General features: G+C 43.4%; 9 protein-coding genes. 3 read left to right on the top strand and 6 right to left on the bottom strand.

The window, feature by feature from the left end; translation table 11 throughout:
- Positions 1-28: 28 nt before the first annotated feature.
- The 6 genes from AACW06_RS10915 to AACW06_RS10890 all read right to left on the bottom strand — a co-directional run bounded on the left by AACW06_RS10915 (position 29) and on the right by AACW06_RS10890 (position 9,221).
- Complete coding sequence (locus AACW06_RS10915) at positions 29-1,294, bottom strand: restriction endonuclease subunit S (RefSeq protein ID WP_192075073.1); 1,266 nt, start codon at positions 1,292-1,294, stop codon at positions 29-31.
- Entirely contained in the window at positions 1,287-3,404 is a 2,118-nt protein-coding gene (locus AACW06_RS10910; protein ID WP_337923390.1) for an N-6 DNA methylase, read from the bottom strand. Before AACW06_RS10910 ends, AACW06_RS10915 begins: the two co-directional genes overlap by 8 nt.
- A gap of 127 nt (positions 3,405-3,531) precedes the next feature.
- Positions 3,532-3,918: a hypothetical protein gene (locus tag AACW06_RS10905; RefSeq protein WP_192075072.1), complete on the bottom strand. Its 387-nt coding sequence runs from the start codon at positions 3,916-3,918 to the stop codon at positions 3,532-3,534.
- 5 nt (positions 3,919-3,923) lie between these two features.
- Positions 3,924-5,912 (bottom strand): hypothetical protein, encoded by a 1,989-nt coding sequence (locus tag AACW06_RS10900; RefSeq protein ID WP_192075071.1) that lies wholly within the window; start codon positions 5,910-5,912, stop codon positions 3,924-3,926.
- A gap of 11 nt (positions 5,913-5,923) precedes the next feature.
- Positions 5,924-7,861, bottom strand: coding sequence for a hypothetical protein (locus AACW06_RS10895; protein WP_192075070.1), 1,938 nt, complete (start codon positions 7,859-7,861; stop codon positions 5,924-5,926).
- A complete protein-coding gene (locus AACW06_RS10890; RefSeq protein ID WP_192075069.1) occupies positions 7,854-9,221 on the bottom strand; it encodes a tyrosine-type recombinase/integrase in 1,368 nt (455 codons plus the stop codon). Before AACW06_RS10890 ends, AACW06_RS10895 begins: the two co-directional genes overlap by 8 nt.
- A gap of 147 nt (positions 9,222-9,368) precedes the next feature.
- Here AACW06_RS10890 and AACW06_RS10885 point away from each other — a divergent pair, with 147 nt between their 5' ends.
- The 3 genes from AACW06_RS10885 to AACW06_RS10875 are packed head-to-tail and all read left to right on the top strand — an operon-like array spanning position 9,369 to position 12,749.
- The gene (locus AACW06_RS10885) at positions 9,369-10,010 is read left to right on the top strand and encodes a restriction endonuclease subunit S (RefSeq protein ID WP_238336678.1); all 642 of its coding nucleotides are present in this window, start codon (positions 9,369-9,371) and stop codon (positions 10,008-10,010) included.
- A 44-nt stretch (positions 10,011-10,054) separates the two neighbouring features.
- Entirely contained in the window at positions 10,055-11,572 is a 1,518-nt protein-coding gene (locus AACW06_RS10880) for a type I restriction-modification system subunit M (RefSeq protein ID WP_192075068.1), read from the top strand.
- Positions 11,562-12,749: a restriction endonuclease subunit S gene (locus AACW06_RS10875; protein ID WP_192075067.1), complete on the top strand. Its 1,188-nt coding sequence runs from the start codon at positions 11,562-11,564 to the stop codon at positions 12,747-12,749. Before AACW06_RS10880 ends, AACW06_RS10875 begins: the two co-directional genes overlap by 11 nt.
- The last annotated feature ends 23 nt before the right edge of the window (positions 12,750-12,772 follow it).

Below are 12,772 nucleotides of genomic sequence, written 5' to 3'. Positions count from 1 at the left end.
TTACCTGCTGCCATTTTCTTATTTTTTGTTATGCGGGTACTGGGACTTTGCCTGTTAAAAGGTCCTGCATTAGGCCAGCCTTTTGAAGCATCAGCTTGTCCAATGAGGTCTGATTAACTTCAATATGATTATTTAAATTTTCATAACGTTCATAGATCGTATTTTGCTCCGCTGGCATGGGAACTACTAGTTTCAGTTTTTTGAGCGTTTGAGACTGGATTGCATCCATAACCCCCCCTTGTGACTCACGCCTAAACCAACTTTCAGCCCAAGGCGAATGGTTCAATTGCCAACAAACTAGTTCAGGTAATATTTGCTCCTTATCAAACGTCATTGTCCATAAATGCTTAGACGATAAAGCCAGCCCTATGGATTCGGGAATAACGCACGATCTTCCGACAGTTCCCATTATCGTAATGACCACGTCTCTTTCTCGAACGGCATAACGAGATAATTCTCTAAACTTCCGCTCAGTAACAAAGCGCTTATAGCTTGCCTTGAATCGCTCAACAAAGATATTATCTATACCTAATAAGGGAATGCCTTCACTGACCAATTCTTCTTTCAACAGAGCACTACCGAATGGCCCACTTCGCATTGGAGTGGTCACATCATCCAGCAGGTTTTCTAACTCAATAACTTTCCACCCTTTCGGTAACATCCCCAAAGGCGTTTTATGATAAAGCTCAGGCGCTTCTTCAAACGTTGGGCGAAGGGCTTTGGTTTCTGGGTCGATACCTCGGCTAAACAAGTCGGCCATCATGCCTTGTTTGATAGCAGTGTATTTGTCGATAAGGGCTTGTGTGGCGTCGATTTGGTTGTCGATGGTACGTAAAATAGTTGCGATGTTTCTTTGAACACTCTTATCTTTCGGATAGATGATATCTAGTATCTTTCCTAGATCTTTAGGGACATGGGGAACCCCCGTACCAGTGCGACGAGCTTGAATCCAATCAAATAAACTAACCAGCTTGTAATATAAATAAGCTGAGTCGATTTCATCTGTTGGTGTTAGTCGTGACACAGTAGAAGCGACAACGCCTTGTTGCATGTACCCAACCAGACCAGAACGCTCACCATCCCAAAGCATCAACAGATCACTAGGTTCAGCAATGACCGCTCCAGCCATATCCGCGAAGCCATCATCCTTACCAGACAAACCTGACGCTCCTAAATAGCGGGCATAACCATTAAGAGCATTTTTTGACGTGTCTGTTTTCCTACCTTTTTGGAAACTAACCAAAGCTCCCAAGGGCTTTTTACTCCATCCTGCTGGAAGCTTTGAATCACTCATAGCCCAGCTCCTTCATAAAGCCAGCTAATTTGCTCGCTTCCTGCTCTCGTTTGGCAATGATGCTTTTGGCGGTAACTTGGTACTTGCGATGTAGGTTCTCGATTGCAGCGATACGGTCAAGCAACAAGGCACGCACATAACTTTGGTATTGGCGATCCAGCTCAGTTTTGAACCGGTCCAGAATCAGTACTTTCGCCTGTTCTGGTGTAATTGCGTCACGAGCAGCCTCAAGCAGTTCATCTCGGCGTTTTTCGGTATCCTTGATTTCCGCTTTCAGCTGCCTCAACTCATCTTCCAGCGCTTTGTGTGCTGCCAGCTTGGCTTCAATCGCTGTTGCTTCAGCCGCAGCAACTGCACCTTTTCGCGCGTGCTCTTTGATCAGCTCAAGGTTATCTAACTGAACGCCGAGTTCATCCGCAAGCGCAAGGATCTCGCTATGGACTGCGAAGTTCAGCTCTTTGCCTGTCAGCCCTTTGGCAAAATCCCCTTGCTTAGTGCCTTTTGGAAGTTCTGCACTGTTTTTCAGCTGGGTGAACGCATCTTTTATTTGGGCCTTCAGCACTGCAAGGCTAGTACTGATTGTCGCTTTCTGATCTTTCAGGCCGTCTTTCAGCTGTTTAACATATTGAGATGGCAACGCAGGGTTTTCATCGGTCGGCTCGTAGTCCTCTTCATCGGCTGCATCCACAAAGGCTTGTAGTTCGCTGATACGCGCCTGTTTGGTCTCCAGCTCTTCCACCACATCGGCGCACTGGCTGGCAAACAGCACTTCGTCAGGAATAAGCTCAGCATTCCAGCCACTTGCAGCAACAGATTTAAAATCCGCTTCCAGGGTTTTAAACCAATCTGCCAATGCGCCACGCACTTTGTATTGGTTCAGTAGGTTGATCGGCATTAGGTGCTTTTCAATGGTGTTCAGCGATTCACGGCGCAGAGCAAATACACCTTCATCGCCGAGCTTTATGTCGCCTAACGCTTCAAAGCCAGCAAAGTTTTGTTTCCAATCATCCAACGCGGCTTGGAAATCCGCATGTTTTTTCAGTACCGCTGGGAAGTTTTCAATATGTGGTTTGAGCGATGACAAGGCTTCAAACTCATCAGCAAAGTCTTGGAACTCGTTGTTAGCACGTGGAACGAACAGGCTTTCTTGCAAGCCTGGATAATCGCTCCAAGTGCTTTGCAGCGCATCAATTTCTTTGGTTGGAATACCGCCGTTTAAGTGTGCTTTAACGTTTTGAGACTCAGGTGCTGGGCTGTTATCGACATAGCGGCGAATATTGAGGTTGTAATCTTCACGCTTGAGTTCGTCTTTATGAACCAAACGCGCATATTTTTCGACGCCAGGGTGCTCTTCAGCTTCCAGCATGGCTTTATAGACGCTGGTGATTTTCTCAATATCTTCAGGGCGTAAGCTGTTTTGGTTTTTGCCTTCACGATATTCACGGTCAGCGTTAATAAACAGCACTGAGTCACGGTTTTTACACCCTGCTTTATTCAACACCAACACACAGGCAGGAATGCCCGTACCGTAGAACAAGCCTTGCGGCAGGCCAATCACGGCTTCAAGAATGCCGCGCTCAATGAAGTCTTGACGGCAAGTACGCTCTTCTGCGCCACGGAACAATACGCCATGAGGCATCACCACAGCCGCTTTACCGTTGGCTTTGAGTGAAGCCACCATGTGTTGCACAAACATCAAGTCCGCTTTCTTGCCAGACTCTGGCATAAAGGTGTTAAAGCGTTCTTTGAGCTGCATATCCGCTTTCTTATAGTTTTGTGAAAACGGCGGGTTAGCAATCACGCGATCGAAAGGACGAGGTTCACCATCTTTGGTTCGGTGCAGCGGTGTGGCTAGCGTGTCACCATTTTCAATGTCTGCGCCACCTGTTCCATGCAAGATCATATTCATCTTACAGATAGACCAGGTGCCGCCATTGTCTTCTTGGCCAAACAGGTGAATTTTCTTAACGTTACCGCCCGTTTCCTGCACGTAGTTGCGGCTTTGGATTAGCATACCGCCCGAACCACAGGTCGGATCGTAGATTTCCATGCCTTCAGCTGGCTCAAGAATTTCCACCAGCAGACGCACCACTTCAGCAGGGGTATAGATAATGGAATTTTAGGGGTGTTACTAAAACTGTTACTCCCAATAGATACAAGGCATTTAGGCTTGTAACAGTTTTAGATGATAATTAACTCTGAATTATTGCTCTAGCAGGATGAATTAAGGGAATTTGTTACTTCATAAACTTCAAACGTTCAGCAAAGTCATTTCGCTCTACTAGCACTTGGTCATACATCGCATAAACCTGTTGGATGTGCTCCCAAAGTTGCTCGTTTTGTTTTTGGTACGAACATGCCATCAACTCGGCTTCTTCCTGCGTTTTCTTAGCTTTATCGAGTTGAGACTTCAGTTTTTCGGCTTCGGTCGTTGCTTCAACCTGTTGCTTTCGGCTTTGTTGTGTTTCTTTCGCCGTTTGAATACGCACTTTTAACTCTGGATAACGATTGTAAATAAGAGCATTAGAAACACCTGCTTTTGCTGCTACTCGGCTCACGTTTATCTTTTCGCCTGTTGCAATCATCTCGGTCACAATGGCTTCAAGTTGCTGTCTTGTTTCCATTCCTATTAGGCTTCCTTAATGTTGATTTGTAACTGTGCAATGATTTGATTTGCCGCATGTAAGTTATCGGTGAGCGCACCTTTAAACGATGCGAATCTTGGCTGCATTTCTGTGGGGAATCGCTCAAACGCTGATAGCTGCTGCTCACAGCGTTGCTTTATTACAAGCCAATGAGGTAAATGCTTTGGAGTTGCGATATAGGAGTCACAGTTGATGCAATGGCTTGGGTCTGCTGCATTACGGACTTTACAACCAATACCTTTGGTGCAGTATCCATGAGATAACCCTCGAAAATTAGAAGAGTGCTTAGCGGTGTACGCCAACAATTCCTGCATATTGGCGAAATGGGGGGAAGAGCCACTTTCAAAGTCATCTCCGAGAACCAGTTTCAGCCTTTCGACAAATTTCTCACCACCTCTACCAGCTAAGTGACCTTGCTCTGCTGCACTCACCATATCAGTCATAGCTTGTTCGATTAGATAAGCCTCAAAGCTTTCGGTTAAACGCACCAATTCAGCCATAGTGTCATAGCCACGATGACTATAAACTAGCGTCATACTGTTTTCTAAGTGCTTGAAATTGTATTTAATGTCATCAAGATCGCCTAAGCGGTTGGCAACAATGAACCAAGCAAACGTGTGTCTAAATTGATGTGAAGTAAAGTTAAAAGGAATGCCGACTTGGTAAGGTAAGCGAAATTTCGGACTACTCGCAGAAATAGATTGAACATTACATCCTAGAGCCTCTAACTGCTCAATATCAGCTTCCTCCACGGGGATGTTAAACAACGTATTTATATTATTAAATCCGTTCTTAGTTGCTTTAGTTTGATTGCTGAACCACGCAGATTGTCTTGTATGCTTAACTCGAAACAACTTATTATCTTTTATTCCAAATTGAAGATCTTGAACCCGCTTTTTAGGCAATGAACTGGCGTGATGACGCACCAATTCTTGGGCGCGATAACGATAAATAGCGTTCATCTTGCCAATTAGTTTAACAGCACGATATGCGTGTTCACTTACAACCCACTCTAAATACTGAGTGCCATCAGTAGTTTTAGATAGTGACGAACGTAAATAAAAAACACCACCACGGCTAAACGCTGAATTATCTTCAAGCGCCATTACCTCGCTATGCCTCATGCCAGAATAAGCGAGTATCAGCACGAATGCATACCGACGAATTGTATCGAAAGGAGGATGTAACTCATCTAAATCCTCCATTTCCTCTGTACTCAATCCATCAATAAAAGTGCTGTTTTTGAAATGCCAAGGTGCCAGGGCAGGAATTCTATCTGTCAAAGTGTTTTGAATTGACTGCCATCCTTCAAAATACACTTCGGCTACATCAAGCTGTTTCTCGCACTCTTTTAATATTAATTTCATAATCCGAGTTGGAATCACGGCATGTTTGTGGCGCAATGCGGCTTTACGGGCAATTAGGGGACTCAATAACTCATTAAATAGTGCTATCACCTCAACTTTATTCACAATACTGTATTTTTGCCACCAATAGAGGGAACTCGCTATCTCTTGGGCAATATGAATATGCTTCGAAGCGTTCATGTCAGTTAAATATTTCGCAAGAAGATGCCTTAAACGAAGTAGCGGCAGTGTATCTAACTGATGAAGTGAACGAATATTTTGCTTTTGTAGCCATAGAATGAAGCGTTTACTACAGCGAATAATTCTCTTAGTTGTCCCCCACTTAACAGGAAGCATACCTTCACCTGCTCCATGAGTGAGCATTCCAAGCGTTAATGCTTTTAGTTCATATTTAAACTCATCAGAAGCATTATGAAATGTTATGGATTCCTTTTCACCATTTCTCAGCCAAGAGTCATCACGAAAACAGCTTACTTTCGCTCCTGTATTTCGATGAACTTGCCACAAAACGATAGAAGCTAAACGTTGATATTTCTCTACGGAATATGGCTGTAATTTGATAGCACCATCTATCGCTAAAACCTCTTCTAAGACATCATGTATCATTCTGTTTTTACCTATATTGCGACTGTAGATACTGCAAATGACCAGAATGGATGCATACCTTGATTTCGTTGCATTTCTTCCGCTTGCTCGACTGCTTGGGGGTTTCTAGTACCCAGTTGACGTAAAATATCATTCACGCGATTATTCAATATTTCTATCGCTTCTTTTTGTTGCTCGTTGCCCTCTAGATTGGACACACTCGCGCTCATATCCGCTAGAACATAATCTCGATAGCTCAAGAGCTGCCAAACATGATCGGGATCGGCAACAGTGCGAAAATATTTACACCAAATACACGCTAAATAATCGCTACACCATGCCGAATCACGCCCAGTTTTCTGATGCAAATATCTATGTTCTTTGTGATATTGCAGTGCTTCAGGATCATTCCCTTTTGATGCACACAAGCCCGTAGGGGTCTGTTGCAAATGCTGGTTGTCTTTATCAATAATGATGATTTCGGAACTAATTTCTCGACCAGTGAAGTAGTTCTGCATAGTTTGCACCGCTTCCCCTAGAGTGGCGTGAATATCGGCTTCTTCTATCTGTTTATAGTGCTTGAGGAATGTCGAGAATGAATGGCGCATCCGCTTTTTATATTTGCGTAAGTCTTTCGCCACTTCACGATAAATATAGTTTGCACCAGACTTACGAATGCGCTGTGAGTTGTAGCGTACACTGCACCCTTGAGCTTCAAGCAATGCGTTGATATAAGTTGTCGCATTTGTGCCTTTAATGCACCCGATCTCACCGTATTCGTCATAGACAAACAGGAGTGATTGCAATGGAGAGTTAGCCTCTCTGTATTGCTCAGTCAACGCTTTCACTTGCAACAAATCTTGCATCACACTGTTCACCGTACGCCCATCTAAATGGTAGGTATCTATGTCGTACCCTTTGCGAGCTTTTTGCAGCATGATCGCCATCGTTTTTTTTGAGGTGGGTAATTCGATTTCCTTAATGTCCGACAGCTCAATTGCGCACATAGGTGCAATATTCCAACAAGTTTTAAGCTGAATTTTGGCAAAGTACAACGTGACTCGTTGTTTACTATTTTGTGCCTGTTCGATAGCTTGTTCTAAGTGGTAAACTAATTCTATGAGTTCTTCATCACTGTAGGTTTTTTCCAGTGACTCGCGTTTAGCATGGGTTTGATAACGCTGCATAGTGATACGATAGGCATCCACAAATTCTTGCCCTGTAACCTCCATCAACCATCGCACAACTTCAAAGTAGCCTGTGCCTGTTCTAATCGAGATTTTCTTCTGCTGAACATCATTTTGAATGGCTTGTAACAGTGATTTTTGAATACGATTGTTATCGACACTGAATGCTTGCAAGCCATGCTGCTCAAATTCTGCTTTAAACTTGGGAGCTAAACGCTCTCGTAACAAACGTCTGGCTTTGGTGAATCGAGTATGAAGCGTCTCTATGTTGTAGTTTTTTTGCCCCAATAATTCAATTTCACTGTCTAGTAGTGCCGTCATTTCACCGTGGGTTCTCGGCATTGCCTCTTTTAAATCTGCACTATCAATGTGTCGCCAAACATTTTGTTCCTCAAAATAAAACGCCCACAAATCAGATTGATAATGATGTTTGAGCACTGGCGTTCCTCTGTATGCACCCACAGCCAGCAATAGCTCCTTAAAAAGGTGTGTACGTATATCGCCTCTATAAAGAGACTTCAAAAATGCATAGTTATCTTTAACAAAAGCATCAAAGCCTTGCTTGAGCGTATACGCATTGGTTTCGTTGGCGATAATAAATCGACATGCGATCAAGACCACTCGAAATCGTGCAGACATTGAACGTAAGTTATGTCCTTTTCTACCTTGATAGCGTTCACTGGCTAAGATCTGCTTTAAGTCATCCACTAAAGCAGGTGAAAAGTGGAATAAATCCGTGATATTGGTATTGCCAACAGGCAGTTCAAGTATAACTTCACTCATTAGCACCACCTTGTTGAATTGCCTGTAAGTCACCATGTAGGCTCGGTAAATGTTCACCAAACAACTTATCGACCCAATTCGACATTTGCTTATCGAAGGTTTCTGAACGCGCAAAATTGATGTACTTCTGCGTCGTCGAAAAATCACTGTGTCCAAGCAACTGCATCAACTTGTATTGAATAAAACCAATGGGCAGGTTTTGCTTAAGCATGAACTTGGCAAGGTTGGTAGCAAATGTAGAGCGGAGATCGTGAAAGTCTCTCTCTAGCGTTTTTCCATCTAATCCAGCTCGCACTTTGGAAATCACATTACTGACTGATTTTGCAATCATTGGCCTACCAGAGCGATTAATAAACAGTGGTGCGGTATTACTTTCACCGTACTCTAGCTGCCATTTACCCAAACGACGTTGTCGCTCAGTCGAGTTTAGATACCCCCATAAACTTGCCATAAGCGCACTCGATACCATGACCTTTCTGGTTTTACTCAGCTTACCCGTGATTTCCACATAAAAGATTTTATCGGAGATAAGCGTAGGGTCTTTGACTGCCGAGGCAGGAAAGGTGGCGACCTCATCGGCTCGCAAACCACACTGATGCGCCAGTTCAACCCACAGTCTTGAGGCTGGTTTCATTAACTCCTGACTTCCGTAGAGCAATTCCAACTCTTCACGGCTATACGGTGCCAATTCGTTTTGATTAAAGGTTTTTTGCTTGTATTTTTTGGGGATAAGTAAATCGGTAGTTGTCACAGTAATGCCTCGTTCTTGGGTAAAGTGACCAGCAAAAAGGAAGTCAATATCGCCATCTTTGCGCTTCTTTTTGATAATTTTTGTTTTGTATTCAAATGGGATTTTATCGATACGACGCTGCTTGAGTGCCCACTCATAAAACTGACGAATATGATTCATATACAAATTGGCTGAGTCTCGACCAATTTCCTTAGCCTGTACTCGTTCAATCAAATGCTTACGAAAGCGGTACACAGGGAGCCAATATTTAGCTTTTTCAGACGAAGCAACGGCGATCACCTCTTGCCAAGCCACATTATTTTCTTCAAGCCACGCCAAAAAAATGCTTAACGAATACGCCGTTGAACTCAGTGTAAGCACGCTAACACCGCCAAGGTTATTGGTTTTATTGGCTCGCTTTGGCGGCATAAATAGCCCTTTGTAGCGATGCTCCAAAAATAGATTCATCTCAAGAACATCATGGATTCGAGTTAACGAACGTAGTCGTGGAAAGCTAGGGACTTCACGATCCTTATGGAAAGCAATAACTCGCAAGACCTGCTCACTAGAACACTGAGAATCGAAGTAAGGTAGATCCCCCAAATTCACATCATGCTTAATTACTTTCATTAAACCCACTCTGCATCATTCAATTACTGCAATAAAAACTAGATGAATTAGGTTTTAATGTCAAAGTTTTATTTGCATCATATAATTACTGTAAAAATGCGTTGCATAGAAAAAGCATGGTGCGACAATGTGAGGAAGAAATGACAAATGAGGCACAACCCAATGGTTGTAAGCAATGACCAGTCAGCATCTTCTGAACAAGAGCGAACAGTAACAATCACACTTGCAGAATGCGTCACAATACAAGCTGGCTACCCATTTCGAGGGGCAATAAGAGATATCCCAAGTGGAAGCGTTAGAGCGGTTCAGGCGAAAGATATTTCACCGTTAGGTGAGCTACAAACCAATGATTTGATCGTAACTGACCTAACAGGTAAGCGTGATGCGGATTGGTTACAGCAAGGTGATATCTTGTTTAGTGCAAAAGGCAGCAAGCACATTGCGTGTTATGTGCATGAAGCACTAGAGAGGACTACCTGTGCGCCAAGTCTGTTTTTGCTCAGAGTGAAATCTGAGTGGAAAGAGAAAGTGAACCCTCAGTTCCTCACTTGGCAACTTAACCAGCTACCTGCTCAAACGTACTTTAAACGAAGTGCTGAAGGCAGCTTCCAAATAAGCATCCGTAAGCCTGTACTTGCGGCAACGCCTATCGCGCTGCCAACGCTTTGTAAACAGAACACCATTGCCAAGCTCTATGAAGCCAGCATCAAAGAAAATGCCTTACTTCATAAGCTTATAAACAACCGTCAGCAGCAACTCAATGCTATTGCTACTGACCTGCTTAAATAATAAAAGCATTAAAAATTAATTAATTAAATAATAAAGAGATACACATGCCAAACTCTCCAATCAACCAAGACGATATCAACAAAGCCGTATGGTCAGCGTGCGATACGTTCCGTGGCACCGTAGATCCATCTATCTACAAAGACTTCATCTTGACCATGCTGTTCTTAAAATACATCTCAGATGTACGCCAAGACAAAGTGGAAGAACTTACTAAACAGTTCGGTGACAACAAAGAGATGGTTGAAGCTATGCTTGCCAGCCAATCATTCAAAATTCCAGCAGGTTCAACATTCTGGGATTTGTATGATGCACGTAATACCGCAGGTAACGGTACTCGTATTGACCAAGCACTGCACGCGATTGAAGAAGCCAACGGCACCAAACTAAAAGGCGTGTTCCAAGACATCAGCTTTAACACAGATAAACTGGGTGATGAAAAGCAAAAAAACGACATTCTACGCCATCTGTTAGAAGACTTTGGTAAGCCAACTCTAAACTTACGTCCAAGCCGTGTTGGTTCGCTGGATGTGATTGGCAACGCCTACGAATATCTGATCAAACACTTTGCCGCAGGTAGCGGAAAATCGGCAGGTGAATTCTATACCCCGCCAGAGGTATCGGATCTGCTCTCTATCATCTTAGAGCCACAACAAGGCGACAGCATTTGTGACCCAGCGTGTGGTTCAGGCTCGCTATTGATGAAGTGTGGTAAGCAAGTTCAAAAGAACTTTGGCGGCTCTAAGCAGTATGCCCTGTTTGGTCAAGAAGCGATTGGCTCAACATGGTCACTGGCAAAAATGAACATGTTCCTGCATGGCGAAGACAACCACCGCATTGAATGGGGCGACACCATTCGTAACCCTAAGCTACAAGATGCTAACGGTGGCTTGCTGCACTTTGATGTAGTCACCGCAAACCCGCCGTTCTCGTTAGATAAATGGGGACATGAAGACGCAGAAAGCGATCACTTTGGTCGTTTCCGCCGTGGTGTGCCACCAAAAACCAAAGGTGATTACGCGTTCATCTCGCACATGATCGAGACTTTGAAACCAGAGACAGGTCGCATGGGCGTGGTTGTGCCTCATGGGGTGCTATTTCGCGCATCTTCTGAGGGTAAAATCCGACAAAAGTTGATTGAAGAAAACTTGCTAGATGCGGTGATCGGCTTACCTGAAAAACTGTTCTTCGGTACGGGCATTCCAGCGGCAATCTTGATCTTCAAGAAGAAGAAAGACACCAACGATGTGATGTTCATTGATGCTTCGCGTGAGTTCAAATCTGGCAAAAACCAGAACGTTCTTACAGCAGAAAACATCGACAAGATCGTCAAGACCTACCGCAGCGGCGATAACGTGGATAAGTACGCCTATGTAGCAAGCCTCGATGAGATCCGCGAGAACGACTACAACCTGAATATTCCTCGTTATGTCGATACCTTTGAAGAAGAAGCGGAAATCGATTTGATGGCAGTACGTAGTGAGCGTTTGGCGCTGCAAACTGAACTAGCTGACCTAGAAGCGGAAATGGCGGGCTACCTAGAGGAGTTAGGTTATGGTGCCTAATGATTGGAGAAAGCAACAGATTTCTGACATTTGTACTCTTCAAAATGGAAATAGCTTTAAGCCGCATCAGTGGGATACGAAAGGCCTACCAATCATTCGTATCCAAAATTTGAATGGTAGCGAAAACTTCAATTATTACTCTGGCGAAGTAAACGAAAAGTGGTTAGTAGAAACAGGACAATTGTTGTTTTCATGGGCTGGCACTAAAGGGGTATCTTTCGGGCCATTCATCTGGAAAAAAGAACGTGGTGTGTTGAACCAACATATCTATAAGGTTTATGCACAAGATCAAGTCGATCAAGATTGGCTCTATGAATCATTGAGATGGGTTACCAATAAGATTGAAGCTCAAGCACATGGTTTTAAAGCCACTCTTTTACATGTTCAAAAGAAAGACATTGATAATCAACCAATACTTGTCCCTCCACTCCCAGAGCAACACAAAATCGCCCAAATCCTTTCTACATGGGATAAAGCAATTACAACCACTGAAAAGTTGATTGATGTCAGCAAGCAGCAGAAAAAAGCCTTAATGCAGCAGTTGTTGACGGGTAAAAAGCGCTTGATTGATCCTGAAACGGGTAAAACGTTTGAGGGGGAATGGGAAGAGGTTAAGGTTGGAGAATTCGGTAAAGTTGTAACGGGTAATACCCCGCCAAAAAATGATGATAGTAACTATGGCTCGGACATAAGCTGGGCAACTGCTGAAGATTTCAAAAGTAAATATGTTGGCAATACAAAGGTAAAACTAACAAAATTAGGTGCATCTAAAGCCAGAATTGTACCTAAAGGTAGTGTTTTAGTTACATGTATTGCTTCCATTGGTAAAAATGCAATTGCCTATGAAAACATAACAACCAATCAACAAATTAACGCAGTTGTTATAAATAACAATCATTCCAATGAATTCTTTTATTACCAGATTGAATTTAACAAGCATAAGTTATTGGCTTGGGCAGGTACTACTGCTGTACCTATTTTGAACAAAAGTAGTTTTGAGAAAATTCCATTAAGTGCTCCTCTAAAAAATGAGCAACAAAGAATCGCCTCAGTTCTAACCGCCGCCGATAAAGAAATCGAGTTGTTAGAAGCTAAGCTTGCTCACTTCAAGCAAGAGAAAAAAGCGTTGATGCAACAGTTATTAACAGGCAAGCGTCGCGTATCCCTGTCATCTTAGTGCCTGTCGCGTTGTTGGCTACG

It is taken from the genome of Vibrio sp. S12_S33 (assembly GCF_963889785.1).
Classification (GTDB): domain Bacteria; phylum Pseudomonadota; class Gammaproteobacteria; order Enterobacterales; family Vibrionaceae; genus Vibrio; species Vibrio aestuarianus.
The sequence above is the reverse complement of the archived record's forward strand: the minus strand, read 5'-3'. Positions and strand labels throughout refer to the sequence as shown.